Origin of the sequence: Hymenobacter sp. BT559 (assembly GCF_016427535.1) — a bacterium.
Lineage (GTDB): Bacteria > Bacteroidota > Bacteroidia > Cytophagales > Hymenobacteraceae > Hymenobacter.
Genome location: NZ_JAELXV010000001.1, coordinates 1398288 through 1416654 on the forward strand (window position 1 = coordinate 1398288; position 18367 = coordinate 1416654).

Annotated in this window: 15 protein-coding genes, 2 tRNA genes and 1 pseudogene; 7 read left to right on the forward strand and 11 right to left on the reverse strand. The window is 60.4% G+C overall.

Annotation, left to right across the window (positions count from 1 at the left end):
* Positions 1–193 precede the first annotated feature (193 nt).
* The gene (locus JAO77_RS05750; protein WP_198989334.1) at positions 194–2119 is read right to left on the reverse strand and encodes a glycoside hydrolase family 35 protein; all 1926 of its coding nucleotides are present in this window, start codon (positions 2117–2119) and stop codon (positions 194–196) included.
* A 337-nt stretch (positions 2120–2456) separates the two neighbouring features.
* Between JAO77_RS05750 and JAO77_RS05755 the strand changes: the two genes are divergently transcribed.
* Positions 2457–6722, forward strand: coding sequence for a hybrid sensor histidine kinase/response regulator transcription factor (locus JAO77_RS05755; RefSeq protein ID WP_198989335.1), 4266 nt, complete (start codon positions 2457–2459; stop codon positions 6720–6722).
* Positions 6723–6841: 119 nt separating this feature from the next.
* Here JAO77_RS05755 and JAO77_RS05760 read toward each other — a convergent pair whose 3' ends face one another.
* Together JAO77_RS05760 and JAO77_RS05765 are read right to left on the reverse strand one after the other, a co-directional pair.
* Positions 6842–7252, reverse strand: coding sequence for an acyl-CoA thioesterase (locus JAO77_RS05760; protein WP_198989336.1), 411 nt, complete (start codon positions 7250–7252; stop codon positions 6842–6844).
* Between the two features lie 110 nt (positions 7253–7362).
* A pseudogene (locus JAO77_RS05765) lies at positions 7363–7785 on the reverse strand (5-methyltetrahydropteroyltriglutamate--homocysteine S-methyltransferase); the annotation flags it as partial.
* 165 nt (positions 7786–7950) lie between these two features.
* Here JAO77_RS05765 and JAO77_RS05770 point away from each other — a divergent pair.
* Complete coding sequence (locus tag JAO77_RS05770; RefSeq protein WP_198989337.1) at positions 7951–8223, forward strand: UBP-type zinc finger domain-containing protein; 273 nt, start codon at positions 7951–7953, stop codon at positions 8221–8223.
* 49 nt (positions 8224–8272) lie between these two features.
* On the opposite strand, the gene JAO77_RS05775 is transcribed toward JAO77_RS05770, so the two are convergent.
* Both JAO77_RS05775 and JAO77_RS05780 read right to left on the reverse strand, forming a co-directional pair.
* Positions 8273–9052: an NADPH-dependent F420 reductase gene (locus tag JAO77_RS05775; RefSeq protein ID WP_286192435.1), complete on the reverse strand. Its 780-nt coding sequence runs from the start codon at positions 9050–9052 to the stop codon at positions 8273–8275.
* Positions 9053–9107: 55 nt separating this feature from the next.
* The gene (locus tag JAO77_RS05780) at positions 9108–9665 is read right to left on the reverse strand and encodes a lipocalin family protein (RefSeq protein ID WP_198989339.1); all 558 of its coding nucleotides are present in this window, start codon (positions 9663–9665) and stop codon (positions 9108–9110) included.
* Positions 9666–9925: 260 nt separating this feature from the next.
* On the opposite strand from JAO77_RS05780, the gene JAO77_RS05785 reads away from it, so the two are divergent.
* Both JAO77_RS05785 and JAO77_RS05790 read left to right on the forward strand, forming a co-directional pair.
* Positions 9926–10636 (forward strand): GAF domain-containing protein, encoded by a 711-nt coding sequence (locus tag JAO77_RS05785; protein ID WP_198989340.1) that lies wholly within the window; start codon positions 9926–9928, stop codon positions 10634–10636.
* A 203-nt stretch (positions 10637–10839) separates the two neighbouring features.
* Positions 10840–11931, forward strand: a complete 1092-nt coding sequence (locus JAO77_RS05790) for a glycoside hydrolase family 53 protein (RefSeq protein ID WP_198989341.1) — start codon at positions 10840–10842, stop codon at positions 11929–11931.
* Between the two features lie 137 nt (positions 11932–12068).
* Here JAO77_RS05790 and JAO77_RS05795 read toward each other — a convergent pair whose 3' ends face one another.
* From JAO77_RS05795 to JAO77_RS05820, 6 genes are all read right to left on the reverse strand, one after another.
* Positions 12069–12794: a M48 family metallopeptidase gene (locus JAO77_RS05795; RefSeq protein WP_198989342.1), complete on the reverse strand. Its 726-nt coding sequence runs from the start codon at positions 12792–12794 to the stop codon at positions 12069–12071.
* Between the two features lie 120 nt (positions 12795–12914).
* Positions 12915–13199, reverse strand: a complete 285-nt coding sequence (locus JAO77_RS05800; RefSeq protein WP_198989343.1) for a hypothetical protein — start codon at positions 13197–13199, stop codon at positions 12915–12917.
* A gap of 501 nt (positions 13200–13700) precedes the next feature.
* Positions 13701–13937 carry a hypothetical protein gene (locus tag JAO77_RS05805; protein WP_198989344.1) on the reverse strand — a complete coding sequence of 79 codons (237 nt, stop codon included), beginning with the start codon at positions 13935–13937 and terminating at the stop codon, positions 13701–13703.
* A gap of 285 nt (positions 13938–14222) precedes the next feature.
* Positions 14223–14296 (reverse strand) — tRNA-Asp (locus JAO77_RS05810).
* A gap of 227 nt (positions 14297–14523) precedes the next feature.
* Positions 14524–14862: a hypothetical protein gene (locus JAO77_RS05815; protein ID WP_198989345.1), complete on the reverse strand. Its 339-nt coding sequence runs from the start codon at positions 14860–14862 to the stop codon at positions 14524–14526.
* A 334-nt stretch (positions 14863–15196) separates the two neighbouring features.
* Positions 15197–15270, reverse strand: a tRNA-Asp gene (locus JAO77_RS05820).
* A 271-nt stretch (positions 15271–15541) separates the two neighbouring features.
* Between JAO77_RS05820 and JAO77_RS05825 the strand changes: the two genes are divergently transcribed.
* From JAO77_RS05825 to JAO77_RS05835, 3 genes are all read left to right on the forward strand, one after another.
* On the forward strand, positions 15542–16489 hold the full coding sequence (locus JAO77_RS05825; RefSeq protein WP_198989346.1) for an acetyl-CoA carboxylase carboxyltransferase subunit alpha: 948 nt from the start codon (positions 15542–15544) through the stop codon (positions 16487–16489).
* Between the two features lie 108 nt (positions 16490–16597).
* Positions 16598–17446 carry an MBL fold metallo-hydrolase gene (locus JAO77_RS05830; protein ID WP_198989347.1) on the forward strand — a complete coding sequence of 283 codons (849 nt, stop codon included), beginning with the start codon at positions 16598–16600 and terminating at the stop codon, positions 17444–17446.
* An 87-nt stretch (positions 17447–17533) separates the two neighbouring features.
* Positions 17534–18304: a patatin-like phospholipase family protein gene (locus JAO77_RS05835; RefSeq protein ID WP_198989348.1), complete on the forward strand. Its 771-nt coding sequence runs from the start codon at positions 17534–17536 to the stop codon at positions 18302–18304.
* The last annotated feature ends 63 nt before the right edge of the window (positions 18305–18367 follow it).

Consider the following 18367-nt stretch of genomic DNA (forward strand, 5'->3'; position numbering starts at 1 on the left):
TGTGCTAAAAATAAAATGTATAGTGCATTTTATTAGTGCTCCAGAAATGAAGGCCCACAGGCCTGCCACGCAAAAGGGAGCAACCCTGCGCCTGGCAGAGTTGCTCCCTTTTTCAGCGCCGAGCGCCTAGGTTAGTGAGGTGCTTTTAGCTGGCGTTGCCCCTCGATTTGGGACGACTAGCAGCCCTACGAGTCTACAAAGACCCGAGCGGTTTCAGCTCGCTGAGGATGGGATGGTCGAGGCCAGCCAGGCTAGCTTGCTGAGGCTTGAGCAGCTCGAGTACGGTAATCTCATTGGCGCCTTTTTTCAGCCACTCGGCCGGCACGTACAGCGTTTGCTGCGGGCCGATGCCCCAGTAGCGCCCTAGGTTGTGGCCGTTGACCCACACGCTACCCTTGCCCCACTGGCGCAGGTCGAGGTAGGTGTCGGTGGGCGTGGTTATGGTAAAGGTGCCGGTGCGCAGCACCGGGCCGCTGGTGGCGGTGGGGGCCGCCGCGCTAGCCTTGGCCACGGCCGGAGCTTGGTCGAAAGGCAGGCCGTACTGCTGCCAGCCAGTGAGCTCCTTGCCACCTAGGGTCACGCTTTTAGTGATGCCCTTGTTATTCTGGAGCAGGTACTCGCCAAAGTTGATGCGGCCTAGGTTCTCAACCAGGATGTCGAGCTGCACCTTGCCGGCGGGCAGCGTCACGCGCATGCTGTCCTGGCGCTCGCGGCGGTCGAGGGTGCCCACGCGCTGGCCATTTACCAGTACCACGGCGTAGTCGCGCAGGTCGCGCAGCTTGAGCACTTGCGCACCGCCACCACCGGCCACGGTAGTGCGGTAGAGCACGAAGCCGTAGGCCTGCTTGAGGGCCTCAAACGTAAGCGGCTTTTGGCTGGCTACCGGGGCCGGGAGACGCTCTAGCAGAGGCTGGCTCTTGGTGAGCTGTACGGCCGGCAGGGCCACACTGGGCTTGGCGGCCGGCACGGGCGGCAGGGGTTGGTTCTTAGGCCGGTACTTGGCAATGACCTCGCGGAAAGCCCGGAACTTAGCCGTGGGGTTGCCGGCTTCGTCGAGAGGGGCGTCGTAGTCGTAGGAGCTGATTTGGGGCTCGTAGTGGCTGGTGTCACCCTTGAAGTTGGCCCCGTTCATGAAGCCCCGGGTGGTGCCGCCGTGGAACATGTACATGTTAATGCTCATGCCGGCGCGCAGCACCGAGTCGAGGCCCGGCGTGTAGCGGGCAGCGGGCACCGTGTGGTGCGGCGCGCCCCACCAGTCGAACCACGCGGGGTACCACTCGGCCACGTAGTAGGGGCCCTTGCCGTCGTGGTTGGTATTCACAAGCTTGCGAATCTGGCTGGGCTTGTCGGTGCCGTTCACGGCGGGCAGCAGGCCGGGCAGGTGGCCCTTGGCCACGTCATTTACTGGGTCGCAGGTGTAGAGCAGCCCATCGAAGCCGGCTTGCTCAAATAGGCGCTTGTTTTGGGCTAGGTACACTTTATCCGACCCGTACGACCCATACTCGTTCTCAACCTGCACCATCAGCACTGGGCCGCCGTGGTTGACTTGCAGCGGGGCGAGCTGCTTGCCCACGGCTTGCAGGTAGCGGGTGTAGGCCGCAATGTACTGGGGCTCCTGCGAGCGCACCTTCAAGCCAGATACGTTCTGGAGCCAGTAGGGGTAGCCGCCAAATTCCCACTCGGCGCACACGTAGGGGCTGGGGCGCAAAATTACCCACAGGCCTTCCTCCTGGGCCATTTTCACAAAGGCCGCCACATCGTTGTTGCCCGCAAAGTCGTACTTGCCCGGCTGGGGCTCGTGCACGTTCCAGAATACGTAGGTGCCGATGGTGTTCAGGCCCATGGCCTTGGCCATCTTGAGGCGGCTGCGCCAGGCCTCGCGCGGAATGCGGGGGTAGTGCAGCTCGCCCGAAATCATTTGCAGGGGCTTGCCATCGAGCAAAAACTGGTTGGTGCCCAGCGCAAAGGTGTGCTTGGGCGCCGGGGCTGGCTTAGGGGCGGCCACGGTGGCGCGCTTGCGAGGCGGTCGGGCTGCGGGTGGGGTAGTGGGGGCGGCTTCGGCCAGGCCGGCAGCCAGCAGCAGCAAAACCAAGTTTTGCGAGAAAGTAGTTTTTCTCATAAGGGCGAAAAGTGGCAGGCCACGGCGGGGCCGGGTAGCCGGGTGGGAAATGCCCCGCGACAGCCAGTGCGGGGAGATGATAGAATTGTGAAGGGACAAAAGTACCCGCCTGCGCGACCGACCAAGGGGGCTTTTTTCGGCAAAAAACGCCCTAAATACCCTGCAAAAGGCCTATTAAAGGGTATCGCACCCGCAGTGGCATAAGGCCGCCTAGAAACTAGCTGGCAGCTCGAGCCGCCCGGGCGCGAGCTTGGCTGGGGCCGCCGGTAAGCTGCTCGCTGGCCGGTTCGGTGCTATCTTTCCTTAGCGGATAGCAAGTCCGCTACGGTATTTTAGCATGAATAGGCTGCGAAGATTTCAATGGGTCAGGCTGCTGCTGGGGCTACTCCTGTGGGGAGCCGGCTTGGGCGCGCAGGCCCAGGATACGCCCCCCGGCGAGTTTCGCTTCGAGCACATCACCGTCGACCAAGGCCTCTCGCACAGCGATGCTATGTGCATGGCCCAGGACCACGACGGCTTCATTTGGATAGGTACCAATCGGGGCATCGACCGCTACGATGGCTACGGCCTCAAGTCGTACGCGCTGCCCATCAACCCCCGCAACGGGCAGTCGAGCAACCGCATTTCGGCCTTGCTGGCCGCTCCGGGCAGGCAGCTTTGGGTAGGCACCGAAAACTCGGGCTTGAGCCGCTACGACGCCGACCACGATACCTTCATGCCCTTGGGCACGCAAGTGCTGCCGCCCGCCTACCGTGCCCTAGGTGCTCGCTTGGCCCAGGCCGACGTGAAAGCGCTTACTACCGACGCCCAGGGCCGCCTCTGGGTAGGCACGGCCCAGGATGGCCTATTTGTGCTGACTTTCGACAAGCAAGGCCAGCCCGCGGCCCTGCGCCAGCTGCCACCCACGGCTGCTGGCCGGCCACCGCTCGCGGGCATTACGAGCCTAGCCATCGATGCCGACGGCCAAGCCTGGGTAGGCACCAAAAGTGGGGGGCTAGTGCTGGTGCGCACCACCGAGCCCGCGCTGCCAGTAGAAGCCACCTCGCTGACCATGCCCGTGAGCGCGCTCACCCTCGACCGCCGCGGCGACTTGTGGGTGGGCACCGAGCGGCAGATTTTCTGGATTCCGGCGGCCAGCCGCCGCACCGGCCACGCGCTGGCTGGTCACGCGCTGCCGCATCACTACCCGCTCATTCAGGCGCTGCACCTCGACTCGCTGGGGCGGCTGTGGGCAGGCACGCTCTACGGCCTCTACGTGTGGGAGGCGGGTGTAGTGACGGGCACCGCCCCGCCGCTGCGCACGGCGCGGCCCACCCTGTTTTTGCCCCGCGATGGCGAGGTGCACGGCTTGAACTCGGAACGCGTGCACCAGATTTTTGAGGGCCGCGACCAACTGGTGTGGCTATGCGCCTCGGCGGGCGGCCTCAATAAGGTCGACCTGCGCCAGCGCGCCTTCGGGCACCTGCGGCACCAGCTCACTGGCCAGCCGGCCCTCTCCAATGCCAACAACTACATCAACGCCATTTATAAGGAAGAGGCGACAAATACGCTGTGGCTGGGCTCGCGCAATGGGGTGTCGGCCTACGACCTAGGGCGCCATACCTACCGCAGCTACCTCAACCAGCAGTCGGACACGGTGCGGGGCGTGGATGTGGCTACCATCTTTCGAACTGCCGATGGCACGCTCTGGTTTGGGACCCGCGACAATGGGCTGGTGGCCCTGCGCCGCACCGGTGGGCGCGAGCAACTCACCACCTACCGCCGGCTGCCGGGCGGCTTCGACCTGGCCGCCAGCAGCATCGAGCACCTAGCCCAGGATGGCCAGGGTACGCTCTGGGTAGCCACGTTTTCGCAGGGCTTGTTTCGCCTAGGTCCCGATGGGCGCCTGCTGGCGCACTACGACGCTCCGCACGCCGGGCTGCCCACCAGCCGCTTTACCTACCTGCTCTACGACGCCGGGCGCGACGTGCTGTGGGCCAGTACCCGCAACGCAGGCCTGCTCAAGCTGCGCCCCACCGCCGACTCGCTGCTTCTGCTGCGGCAGTTTGCCTACGATGCCCGCGCGGCCGAGGGCCTGCGCGTGAATTACGTGTGGCCGCTGCTGCTGGGTAAGAATGGCGACCTCTGGCTAGGTACCATCGGCGGCGGCCTGCACCAACTCACCACCGATGCGCAGGGCCGCGACGTGGTGCGCCCCTACAGCCGCTACCTGCCCGAGAGCGACGTGGAGAGCCTGCTGGCCGACGAGGCCGGCAACCTCTGGGTAGGCGGCACTGGCCTTTACCGCTTCACACCGGCCACCCGCCGCTACCTACGCTACGACGTGGCCGACGGCCTACAAAGCAATGCCTTTAAGATAGGGGCGGCCGCCCGCGGGGCCGATGGTACACTATACTTCGGTGGCATTAATGGCATCAATTACTTCCAGCCCTGGGCCATTCAGGCCAACCCCACGCCGCCAGTGGTGCAGCTCACAGGGCTGCGGGTGGTCAACCAGCCGGTAGCGGTGGGTCAGCCGTTTAATGGCCGCGTGCTGCTACCTAGGGCGCTGAGTCAGCCCCAAACGGTAACCATCCGGGCGGCCGAAAACGACTTCTCGGTCGAGTTTGTGGCCCTCAACTATACCAATCCGCAGAAAAACCACTACGCCTACCGCCTGCTGGGTTACAACCAAGGCTGGGTAAGCCCCGGCCCCGGCCAGCGCACGGCCAGCTTCGCCAACCTGCCGCCTGGCCGCTACACCCTAGAGGTGAAGGCTGACAATGGCGAGGGCGTATGGTCGCCGCGGCCGGCTACCATGCAGTTTGAGGTGTTGGCCCCGTGGTACAAAACCTGGTGGGCGTACCTGCTGTACGCCAGCGCGCTGGTGGGAGCCGTTGTCCTGTACCGGCGCACCGAAATCACCAAGCAAAACCTACGCAATAAGCTGGCGCTGGAGCATTTGATGGTGGAAAAGGAAAAGGAGCTGACCAACCTCAAGCTGGGCTTTTTCACTAATGTGAGCCACGAGCTGCGCACGCCGCTTACGCTCATCCTAGGGCCGATGGAGGAGATAATTGGCTCGTCGGCGCCTATCCACCACCTGCGCGACAAGGTGCTGCTCATGCACCGGCAAACGCGCAAGCTCTTTGACCTGGTCAACCAGTTACTCGATTTTAGGAAGGTCGAAACCGGCAACGTGCCGCTGCGCGCTAGCTACGCCAACGTGGTGCGGGCGCTGACTGACATCTTCTCCGTATTCGAGCAAAAAGCCACCGAGCGCCGCATTACCTACCTGCTCGACGTGCCCGCCGAGGCCGTGCGGCTGTACTTCGACCGCAGCAAGCTCGAAATCATTCTGACTAACCTGCTGGCCAACTCTTTTAAGTACACCCCTGAGGGCGGGCGCATTGAGCTGGCGGCCACGGTGGTGGGCACGCCGGGCAGCGAAGCTGTGTTTGAGCAGGGGCAGCCTGTGGGCAACTACCTAGAGATAAGCGTAGTCGATACTGGCGCCGGTATCCAGGCCAGTGAGCTGGCGCACATCTTTGACCCCTACTACCAGGCCTCGCACACCGATACGCTGCGCATGACGGGCACCGGCATTGGGCTGTCCTTGGTCAAGCAGTTTGCCGAGCGGCACGGGGGCAGCATTGTGGTGGCGAGCGAGGTAGGGGTGGGCACCACGTTTCGGCTGCGGCTGCCCTTCGGCCAAGCCCACTTGCAGCCCGGCGACCTAGTGCCCGATACTGAGCAGCCCGAGCCGCTGGCGCCCGCGCTTCTCGCGCCCGAGGCGCTAGACCTGCCCAACGAGCCCGTGACCCTGGCCGCGCGCCCCCGCCTGCTGGTGGTGGAAGACAACGACGAGGTGCGCCAGTATTTGCAGCAGCTCTTCGCTGCCGACTACGAGGTACTGGCTGCCGCCGATGGCCTCGAAGGCTGGCAACTGGCCCTAGGTCAGGCTCCCACTCTGGTTATCAGCGATGTGATGATGCCCAATAGCGATGGCCTGGAGCTGTGCCAGCGCCTCAAGCAGCATCCCAAAACCAGCCACGTGCCGGTGCTGCTGCTCACGGCGCGCACGGCTGCCCTGCACGAGGTCGAAGGCCTCGACCTAGGGGCCGACGACTACGTGCCCAAGCCCTTCAACCCACTGGTGCTGCAAGCCAAGGTGGCTGCGCTGTTGCGCAACCGCCACCAGTTGCGCGAGTACTACCAGCGCCAGCTGCTGCTCGAACCCACCGAGGTCATTATCCCCGACGCCGACCGCACCTTCCTAGAGCAGGCTATGCGCACCGTGGAGGCCCACCTCACTGACCCAGCCTTTAGCGTGTTGGTACTGGCCGAGGCGCTGTGCATGAGCCAGTCGGTGATGTACCGCCGCATCAAGAGTATCACGGGCCAAACTACGGTTGAATTCATTCGGGATGTGCGTATGAAGCGCGCTGCCCAGTTACTGGCCCACAGCAGCTTGCGGGTGTCCGAAATAGCCTTCGAGGTAGGAGTGGAGAACGTGAAGTACTTCCGAAAGACCTTCCAGAAAATCTACGGTATGGCTCCCACTGAGTACGCCCGCCAGCACCGCCCCGCCCGCGAAGCGGCGCTTGTGGACGAGGACGAGTAGGAGGGCTATTGCTAAAATGACGTTTGTCGTTGCGAGCGCAGCGAAGCAATCGCATCTGTTCAGCCGCGCTGCTCAAGTGCGATTGCTTCGCTGAGCTCGCAATGACAGATGATTGTATTTTAGCCCTGCACTAGCTCCACGCCCGAGCGTACCGGCACGGGGCGGCGGTGCTCGTCAACGGCCACAAACGTGAATAGGCCCGTAACGGCCAGCTGGCGGTCCTCCGAGTACATCTGCTCGACATAGAGCTCGACGCGCACCTGCACGCTGGTGTTGCCCACGCGGGCGATGTTGCCGATGAGCTCGACGAGCGAGCCGCCCGGGATGGGATGCGTAAAATCGACCTTGTCGGACGAAACGGTCACCATCTTGAGGCGCGAAAAGCGGGTGGCCGTGATGAAGGCCACCTCATCCATGAGCATGAGCGTGGCGCCGCCAAAGAGAGTGTCGTAGTGGTTGGTGGTGTTAGGAAATACAGCTTTAAAAATGCGCGTTTCGGCGCGGGCAATCTGGTCGGCGAGGGAGTTCATAAAACTTCAAAAACAGCTTTAACACACAAAATAACGGCTTAGTGAGGGCACGCAGCGCCCTAAAAGGCCGGGCGATACGGTGGCCGCCCACCCCCTAGGTCGGTGCCAGGCTAGCTAACCGGCTGCAAAGCGGCTACTTGTCGCAGCTGCGTGGCGGCCTCCACCATTTGGCGCAGGGCGGCCTCAGTTTTGGGCCATTTGCGGGTTTTTAGGCCGCAGTCGGGGTTCACCCACAGGTCCTCGGCGGGCAGGATGGCCTGGGCTTTTTCGAGCAACGCCACCATCTCGTCCACGGTGGGCACGCGGGGCGAGTGGATGTCGTACACGCCCGGCCCAATCTGGTTGGGATATTGGAAGTCGGCGAAGGCGGCGAGCAGCTACATCTGCGAGCGCGGGGTTTCCATGGTTATCACGTCGGCATCGAGGGCCGCGATGGCGAGCAGCATGTCGTTGAACTCCAAGCAGCACATATGGGTGTGAATCTGCGTGTCGTCGCGCACGCCCGACGTGGCCACCCCGAAGGCCCGGTCCGCCCTTGAGTGCGGTAAAAAGCTAGGAAAATTCGGTATTAAAGCTAGGTAGCAGTACCGCAGGTAGGAGGTAAGGCCAGTACTTTGCGAAGGCTGCCTAGGTGGCCCTGCGCTACGAAAGCAACTGCTTGACGAATAACCTTTCTTCCCTAACCTGTCCTTATATATATGAATGCACCTTGCCAACATCTGCAGGCGCTCGACCTGCGCCACCTCAAGCACGATACCCAGCACGTGTGCCCCGAGTGCGTGGCCCTGGGCGATACCTGGGTGCACCTGCGCATCTGCCAGCAGTGCGGCCACGTGGGCTGCTGCGACGATTCGAAGAATAAGCACGCTACCAAACACTTCCATGCCACGCAGCACCCCGTCATCACTTCGGCGCAACCCGGCGAGCGCTGGGCTTGGTGCTACCTCGACCAGTCGTTTGGGGAGTATTAGCCCCTAAGAGTAGTGGCCTGGGGTAAGGGCCACTACTCTCACAATAAGCCTACTTGTCGCCGCGTTGCGACCCGTACTGCTTTATCATGGCTTCTTCCTGCTTCACGTGGTTGGCGGCAAATTCCTTGCGCTGCTCCTCCGTGCGCTGGGTGCCTAAGTCGGCCAGCTGCTTTTTAAGCTCTGCGCCCGGCAGGTCGGCGCCGTACACGGGCGTGCCGGGTTGCTGGCGCCACGACTCGTGCAGGCTGCCATTGTCGACGGCGTCGAAGCCTAGCTCCTCCACCAGCGCCATCACTTTTTGTTTGGCGGCAGCATCGTCGCCGGCCACAGGCAGGCCTACGCGGCCGGGCGTGCCGACGGGTTTGCCCGCGCTGCCCAGGCTCGTGAAGGAGATATTATTGAACACCTTCACCACCGGGCGGCCTAGGTGCTGCTGCACCCACTCGCTCTCGGTGAGGTCGCCATGCTCTAGCTCGGGTAGGTGGCCATCGCGCAGCAGCGGGTAGTAGTTGCTGGTGTCAATGATGGGTACATCGGCCGGCACGCCCGCAAATAGGTCTTTGGGCAGGTCAGGAATTTTTATCAGTGGGATGGTCACGATAACCAGGTCCTTGTCGCGGGCGGCGTCGTGGGCCGTAACGGGGGTAGCGCCCGTTTTTTCGGCCAAGTCTTTTAGCGTCTCGGGGCCGCGCGAGTTGGCGATAGCTACCGTGTGGCCTAGCTGGGTGAGGCGGCCGGCAAGGGTGCCGCCAATGTAGCCAGCCCCAATAATTCCAATTTTCATCTTACTTAAACTGAAGGGTGAGCCAGCGGCCGAGTGCCGCTGCAAGCACTTATAACAGCCAAGGGCGCGTTTTGCTTAGGGCCGGCCGCTGGGCCGTGCCCTAGGGCTGGGGCGTGAAAAGAAGCTTTTCTACCGGAAAGCCCAGGTTGCGGGCCCGCCCAATGAGGCGCTGCCGGATGTCAGGGGCCAGCTGCGGCTGGCGGCTCAGCAGCCAGAGGCTCTTGCGGCTCGGTTCGCCCACCAGCGCATACTGGTAGTCGGCCTGGTCAAGGTCTAGTATCCAGTAGTCGCCCTCAAAAGGCCAGAAAAACTGCACCTTAAGCTTGGCATTAGTAGCATCGATGGGGCGGGCGGTGGCGGTGGCTATTTTCACTGGGCCGTCCACATCTCCCTTTCGGCAGGTATTCACTACCCGTATTTTGTCATTGGCGTGGCGCGAGTAGTCGGCCGTTACGTGCATGCAGTTTTTCTCAAACGGCACGGGCAGGCGGGCTACTTCGTACCAGCGCCCGAGGTAGCGCGCTAGGTCAACATGCGCCACGGTGGGCAGCGGCGCGTAGCTTTTGCGGCGCAGGTATAGGTAAGCAGCTCCGGCCGCCGCTGTGGCGGCCACGGCCGCGAGCAAGGGCGCTGGCCGGCGGCTAGGTTGGTTGGTCATGGTGTGCTATATAAAAAAAGGTAACGGTCAACGGGTCAGCTTCGACACCAGCTGGCTGAGCGGTATACGGCCCCAACCTGCTAAATGCTACCTAGAATACTCATTAGTACTGCGTCAACTTGAGCTGAGACAGTGCGTGTTGCACAATACTTACTACTCCTAGTTGCTATATTCAACTTGCTACCCCTATATTTAAGCTGTTAAAATTAAGGTTCTCTATATTTTTTCCTTTTATCGATTAGCTACTACTTGTCATGACAATGACTCCCTCTTTTCTGCTGCCGGCTAATGAACTCAGGCGCCTGCATACGCTTCAGAACTATGACATTCTGCATTCGTTGCCGGAAACGCTGTTTACCGAGGTAGTCGAGCTAGCGGCTACGCTGTTCAATGTGCCCATTTCACTGATTGCCCTTGTGGCGGCCGATGAAGTGCAGTACAAAGCCGCGCATGGCCTGCCCGGCCTGCGGAGCCAGCCGCGCGTAGAGGCCATCTGCGCGCTGGCCGTGAAGGAGGAGCAGGCTGTGGTATTTACCGACCTAGCGCACAGCCACGCCCTTACAATGGAAGCCGAAGCAGCCGCCCATGCCAAGGGCCTGCGCTTTTACGCAGGCGCCCCCCTGCGCGCCGCCGATGGGCACTGCATTGGCACGTTTTGCATCATCGACCGGCAGCCGCGCTCCTTTAGTGCGGCCGAGCAGCAACTGCTCGAGCAGCATGCGCAGCTAGTGGCGAGGCTGATAGCAGTGCGGCAGCAGTGCCTGGCCCACCCGGCGCAGGGAGAAACGCACTGGCATAAGGTGCGCACCGAGCTAGCCTGGGACGTGCAAGCCCTGATAGCGCTGGTGCGCTACCTGGCCACGTATTCGGGCACGCATATTCCCGTCCCTACTGATGTGCTGGCGCTGATGAGCCGGCGGCTTCAAGAGCTGCACGGCAAGCTGGCCGATGTCCCCGCGGAGCCGCTGTAGCCCAAGCGCAACATACCGCCAACAGGCCTGCTTTCTTGGGCTAGGCGCCTGTTTGGGTACCTAGGGCGTGCGGCCGCGAGCGGGGGCGGGGCAACTTTTGTAGCGAGCGAGGCGGTTAGCTTTGCCTCCTTCTACTACAAACTAGCCCGGTGCTGTGGCCGCCACAGCTGGCCGCGATAGCCCCGGGCTGCTCTTCCGCAAGTATGACATTTTTTGCTTTGGCCGCCCGGCGTGCAGGGCTGGTGCTAGGGGCTGCTTGGTGCACCGCCTCGCTGCTGGCCGCGCCCGCCACCGCCCAAACCTTTGCCAAGGGCGCCGACGTAGGCTGGCTCCAGCAGATGGAAGCCACTGGCTACGTATTCTATAATGAGCAAGGCCAACCCCAGGACTGCTTTGCGATTCTGAAAGCCCAGGGTATCAATTCGATTCGCCTGCGGGTGTTCGTCAACCCCTCCGATGACAAGGCCAGCGGGCACTGCAGCCCCGCCGAGGTAGTAGCCATGGCCAAGCGGGCGCACGACCTAGGCTTCCGGCTCATGATAGACTTCCACTACAGCGACACCTGGGCCGACCCCGGCAAGCAGGCCAAGCCCGCCGCCTGGGTTAGCCATCCCTTTCCGCAGCTGCTGGCCGATGTGTACGACCACACCTTCAGCACTATGACTATGCTGAAAGCCGCTGGCGTCACGCCCGAGTGGGTGCAGGTAGGCAACGAGATACCGGGTGGCATGCTCTGGCCCGAAGGCAGCACCAAAAACTTTGCGCAGCTCGCCCAGCTCATTACCAAAGGCTATGAGGCCGTGAAGGCGGTGAGCCCCACGTCCAAGGTAATTGTGCACCTAGACCGCGGCAACGACAACGCCATGTACCGGTCGTTTTTCGACAGCCTGACTAGCCTAGGCGGCAAGTTTGACGTTATCGGCATGTCGTACTACCCCTACTGGCTCAAGCAAGATTACACAGCCTCCATTGCCAACCTGCGCACCAATCTGCTCGATATGGTGAGCCGCTACCCCGGCAAGGAGGTGGTGGTGGCCGAGGTGGGCGGCGACTACACCGCCGTGCAAAACACCTACGACATGCTGGTGGCCACCCAGCAGGCCGTGCGCGCCGTGCCCAAGGGCAAAGGCCTAGGCGTATTTTACTGGGAGCCGGAGGGCGCCAAAAGCTGGAGCGGCTACCAGCTCAGCGCCTGGGGCGACGACGGTAAGCCTTCGCCGGCCCTCAAAGCGTTTTTGGTAGACAAGCCTAAAGCCAAATCCACAAAGCCACAGCCCGCCAGAAAACCCAAATAGCACGGCCAGCGAAAGCGGGCAGCAGCCGTGCTGGCGTCATGTCGAAGACTACACTGCTGCCCGCCCTGGCGAAAAATTACACCTAGGAGCTAAAAGTAGGGGCGAGTTTCTTTTTTGCTGTAATTGGCCTAGGCTAATTACAGCTCACCGCTTGCATCCTTGGCCAACGCGGCCAGTTGGTTTTGTCTAAGAGCTTGGTGGTGCTGGCGCCAGTCGGGCATCGCCTGTGTCAGTAGGTGCCAAAAGCGCGCGGTGTGCAGGCGCTCATGCAAGTGCGTCAGCTCGTGCACCACTACGTATTCAAGGCAGGGTAGGGGCCACTGGCTCAGCTCTAGGCTCAGCCAGATGCGTCGGGCGCGGATGCTGCACGTGCCCCAGCGCGTTTTCATTTGCTTGATGCCCCAGGCCGCCGCTTGTGCCCCCACCACGGGCTCCCACTTGGCCAGTAGGCCCGGCACCTGAGCTTGCAGCTGCGCCCGGCGCCATCGCGCCAGTACCAGCGCCCGCTGCGCCGACGTGGCACCTAGAGGCACATGCAGGTGCAGCTCGCCGGCTCCTAGGTGCACCTGGGGCCGCCCTGCCTGCTCGTGCACGCACAAGCGCAGCGCCTGGCCCTGGTAGTAGTGCGTTTCGCCGGTTGCGTAGTGCAGTGCTGGGGCAGGCGTACGCTGCTGAAAAGCCGCTTGGTGCTTCCGAATCCAGCTTTGCTTGCGTAACACTACTTCCCGAATAGTGGCCTCGGTAGTGCGCAGCGGCACCGTGATGCGCAAGCTGCCCTGCGGCGGCAAAATGGTAAGCCGCAGCTGGCGCACCGATTTGCGAACCACCTCCGCCCGAATATCCTCAATAAACAGTTCGCGCATAACCTAGGGCTAGGCCCCACCAAGAAGCCCAGCACCTGAGCATGCAGCGGCAAAAATAACAGGCTCTTCTTTAGCTAGGGAATACCTAGGCACCTAGACCGAGGCTGGCCTCACGGGTTGCTAGGGTAGCTGATTATGCTGGGCAGCCTCCCGGAGGCGCAGTATTTCCTCGTAAGACTGGTCGGGGTATACATGAGTAAACGCTACCGAAGCCAAGGCCCAGTGCGCCGCCTGCCCCGCCGCATCAAACTGCAGGTTGGTGTCGGCCGGCAGCGTTTCGGTAAGCGTCTCGCTATCAACATGCACCTCGATGCGTGCCCGGTCGCCATCGGGCACCACTGTGGTCGAGTGGAGTCCCAGCCGCATCGCTTGCCCGTTAACGGTTACATCGTAGAACCTTTCCATAAACTTAAAATTGTAAGACGGCGAGCTAAGTAAGTAACCAACCAGCATAGCGAGGCAACCAGCCGCCTAAGCTAGCGGGTTTTACTTCACTCTAACCGGAAAGGGCGGCGCCGGCTTGCTTTCACGAATCATTTTATCACCTAGTGCCTTCGTGTCTTTTACCACCTTAGGGCCTTTATAAGTGGCAGCCCGTTTCGCCGCCGTTTTGGGTGTAGGCTTAGCCGGAGCTGTTTTAGTAGGAGTCTGGGTTTGAGCCGACGCCGCACTGGCCAGGCAAAGGCTACCCGCAATAACTAAGAGCGTTCTCATAAGGGACGGGGTAATAGGTTGATGAGAAAGAAGTTGCCAAGGTGAGCTTTTCACTCTACTAACGTAGAATTCAAATCGCGCCGGCATCGGCCGCGCTAATGCGCCGACTCGCATACGCAAAAAAGCGATTACTAGGGTGAAGCATTTCCGCCTAACTAGCCAGCCACTTATCCTTAGTAAAGAGACCGCTCCTTACCTGATAGGGGTATGGAGTACTTCGGCGGGCTTGCTTTTTTCAACAAACTTGCGTCCCATCGCTTTGCTCGCGGCCGGGGCCTGCTTATCAGGCTTGCCGCGCTGAGTAGTAGGCTTTGGAGCCGACTGGGCGGGGCTTAGATTGTCGTGCGTAGTGGCGGGCGTTTGGGCCCAGGCCGGTAGCAGCAGTGTGGCCATGGCAAGACTGTTGGCAAAAACCAGGAGCGTTTTCATAAAAGCGAGCAACTAGGTGAGAAGAAAGCAACGCATCACTATCGCGAGGTTACTACGCCATAAAAAGCTGATAAGTAGGGCGTAGATACCAAAGAGCCAAAAACCTCATAACTAGTTGCAGGTCGAAGGTTTAGTCTGATAACACAAGCTGCCTCCAACGCCATTGCTGCACGAGCAATCTAGCGGCCAGATGTGTAGAAGCGGGCGCTGTACCATGGATACTTCAAGCGGACTAGGACATAAAAAAAGGCCCTTCCGAGGAGGAAGGGCCTTTTGCAAACGGAGCGGTCTGGACGGGACTCGAACCCGCGACCTCCGCCGTGACAGGGCGGCATTCTAACCAACTGAACTACCAAACCGTTTACCGTATTCGGAAAACGCTGCCGTTTTCCGCTTTGGTGCTGCAAAGGTAAGGAGATAAAAATCGCTTTAACAAGCAATAGAGTGAAAATAAAATGATAAAAAGGCTAACGATGTGCGAATGAGTAGCTTTAAAAATTTTAGGTGGCAGCGCCAGAATGCCCTAGGGAGTATTATTTCCGTTTAGCCAATCTTAGCTACTGCTCTAGCTGCTCACCCAAGTACTTTATTCCAGCCCAATCATCCCCATAACCAGTGCTGCTGCTAATAGTAGTATCGTAAGAAACAGCGTGAGCCCTAGTGAAGCTTCCTTTTGTTTTATTGTTGCCCAGAGCGCTGAGCCCAGCAAGTATAGTGCGAGTAAGCCAACACTACCTGTAAAGCTGGCATAGCGAGTAGGTGTTTGATAAGTCCAGTGCGCTGGCCCTTCGCCACCAAAAGGATAACCAGCCGTCTGCTTTAGAATGCCAACGGTCACAAACTCGGCACCATATAGATACGCCGCACTACCGGCTAGGGCAATAGTAAAAAACGCAAGCAGCCAGAAGGAGATTGGTGGTCTCATGCAATTGGTAGCAACAGTATTCAACGGACAAAAGCGGGTATGGTGCTCTTCTGCTCAAAAACAGTAGTGATTATAATGAGCGTGATGCAAAAGATAAGAATTCCTAGGTGCCATTAAGAAGCCGCCGGCGCTAAAGGGCATAAATAGCTGAGCTAGGTAAAAAGTACAACCAATCACCGCTTACTACACAGGCCAATAAGGGGTAAGTAGGGCTTAATCGGCTGGCAATGGATGCAAATGGAGCGGGGTGTAACTTCTAGCTGACCGCCGCCAGTCAGAAAACCAAAACATAAAAAAAGGCCCTTCCGGAGGGAAGGGCCTTTTGCAAACGGAGCGGTCTGGACGGGACTCGAACCCGCGACCTCCGCCGTGACAGGGCGGCATTCTAACCAACTGAACTACCAAACCGTTTACCGCATTCCGAAAACGCTGCCGTTTTCCGCTTTGGTGCTGCAAAGGTAGGGCGAACTAATTCGCCGCGGCAAGCAAAACCACCAAAAAAGTGCGTATTCGAGCTGCTGGCGCACGTTGATGGTTGTTTCTCAGGCCAATTATTTTCGTGGTGGGCAGCTGGCAAGGTTTAGGTTTACCTTTGCCGCCCGGTGTTTGGCAGCGCAAGTAGGCGCCCTCGGCAAACCCGTTGCTCTACACAGAACCTAGGAAATTATTTCCCGACTTTATGCTGCTCGATTTTGAACAACCCATCGCCGCGCTAGAAGGCAAGCTCCACGAAATGCAGAAGCTGGCCGCCGATAGCGACGTCGATGTAACGGAGGCGGTGCTGGCGCTGGAAGCCAAAATTCAAACCCTCAAAAAGGAAACCTACGCCAACCTTACGCGCTGGCAGCGCGTGCAGCTCTCGCGCCACCCCGAGCGCCCCTACACGCTCGACTACGTGGACGGAATGGCCGAAAAATTTGTGGAGATGCACGGCGACCGCACCGTACGCGACGACAAAGCGATGGTAGGCGGCTTTGCCGAAATAGGGGGGCGCACTATCATGGTTATTGGCCAGCAAAAGGGGCACAACACCAAGCAGCGACAGTTTCGCAACTTCGGCATGCCCAACCCCGAGGGCTACCGCAAGGCCCTGCGCCTGATGAAGCTGGCCGAAAAATTTGACAAGCCCATCGTTACCTTCATCGATACGCCGGGCGCTTTTCCGGGCCTCGAAGCGGAGGAGCGGGGCCAGGGCGAGGCAATTGCCCGCAACCTCAAGGAGATGTTTATGCTGAAGGTGCCCGTTATCTGCGTCATTATTGGCGAGGGCGCCAGCGGTGGGGCGCTGGGCATCGGCATTGGTGACCGCGTACTGATGCTGGAAAACACTTGGTATTCAGTTATATCACCCGAAAATTGCTCGACCATTCTGTGGCGCTCGTGGGACTACAAAGAGCAGGCCGCCGAGGCCATGAAGCCCACTGCCAACGATATGCTACAGGCCGGGCTGGTCGATGGCATCGTGAAAGAGCCGCTGGGCGGGGCGCACACCAACCCGCAGCAAATGATAGAAACGCTGAAGGAAACGCTGCTCAGCACGCTGGCCGAGCTAGACGTTATTCCGGCGGAGGAGCGCATTTCGCAGCGCATCGATAAGTTCTCGGCAATGGGTGTAGTTATGGAGTAGAACATTTAACAATTATCAATTAACATTTAACATTAACAGCCTGTTGGTGCCAAACCAGGTCGCTGTTGTTAGTTGACAGGGTGTTAAATGCTAATTGATAATTGCTAAATGAAGATTCATACGCTCGATACCGGCCTGTTCAAGCTTGATGGCGGGGCCATGTTTGGGGTGGTACCTAAGAGCATGTGGCAAAAGCTGAATCCGCCAGATGCCAATAATATGTGCACCTGGGCCATGCGCTGCCTGCTGGTAGAAGATGGCAATCGCTTGCTGCTCATCGATAACGGGATTGGCGATAAGCAGGATGAGAAGTTTCGGGGACACTTTTACCTGCACGGCGACGATACGCTGGAAAAGTCGTTGCAGAAGCTAGGCTTTACCAGCGCCGACATTACCGACGTGCTGCTAACGCACTTGCACTTCGACCACTGCGGCGGCTCGGTGGTGCGGCGGCCCGACGGCGCGCTGCAAACGGCCTTTGCCAACGCTACCTACTGGAGCAACCAGGCGCACTGGGATTGGGCCGTGCACCCTAACCCCCGCGAAAAGGCTAGCTTCTTGCGCGAGAATATCTTGCCCATTCAGGAAAGCGGCCAATTGCAGTTTGTGGACCCGGCCCTAGGGGTGCCGGACGCGCTACCTATGCTGCACGATATCCTATTTGCCGACGGCCACACCGAAAAAATGATGGTGCCGGTGCTGCAGTATAAGGGTCGCACGCTAGCGTACATGGCCGATTTGCTGCCTAGCACAGGCCACATTCCGCTGCCCTACGTGATGAGCTACGACATGCGCCCGCTCGTGACGATGAGTGAAAAAGAAGCCGTGCTGCGCCGCGCCGCCGAAGAAAACTGGGTGCTGCTTCTCGAACACGACGCCACCCACGAAGCCTGCACTGTGCAGCTCACCGATAAGGGCGTGCGCTTGGCCGACACGCTGCGGGTTGCGGATTTGTAGGCTGTAGTCGAGGTAGTGCTGCGGGCGTGCCACGCCGTAGGTTATCAGATAGAAGTAAGCGTGGAGCCAATAATTAGCAACAAGCCAGTGACTAAACTTAGCCTGGCCCTGTCGGGGGGCGGGGCGCGGGGTATTGCGCACCTAGGTGTGCTGGCCGCCCTCGATGAGCTGGGTCTGCCGGTAGGGGCGCTGTCGGGCGCTAGCTCGGGCGCCATTGTCAGCACCTTTTATGCGGCCGGCATGGCGCCGCGCGAGGTACTGCGGCTGCTGCAAGCTACTAGTATTCCACGCCTTACGCGGCCCGTATTCGGGCGCCACGGGCTGCTGGGGCTCGATGCCGTAGGGCAACTGCTAGAGCGTCACCTAGGGGCGGGGCTGCGCTTCGAAGACCTACGGCTGCCGCTGGCGCTGGTGGCCACCGACCTCGAAGCTGGCGAGTCGGTGTACTTTAGTGAGGGGCCGCTCTTGCTGCCGCTGCTAGGTTCGGCGGCGGTGCCCATAGTGTACCGGCCCATCGAGTACCAAGGGCGGCAGCTCGTAGATGGTGGCCTGCTCAACAACCTGCCCGTAGAGCCGCTGCTGCCCCTGGGGGCGCCCATTGTGGGGGTGCACTGCAACCCCATCAACTGCGAAGGCCGGCTGCCCAACCTGCGCCGGGTGGTGGAGCGCACCCTGCAAATTGCGCTCAGTGCCAACGTGGCTACCCGCAAAACTCAGTGCGCGCTGCTGCTCGAGCCGCCCGAGCTGCGGCAGTATCGCCCGCTCGACTTTCGCAAGGCCAACGAGCTTTTCGAAATTGGCTACCGCCATACGATAGGCCGCGCCGCCGAGCTGCGCGCCCTGCTGGCAGGCGACTAGCCGCGTCGGGTCGGCTTGCACGCTACGAGCTACCTAGGCCTGATAAACAGCTTAGATAGCCTC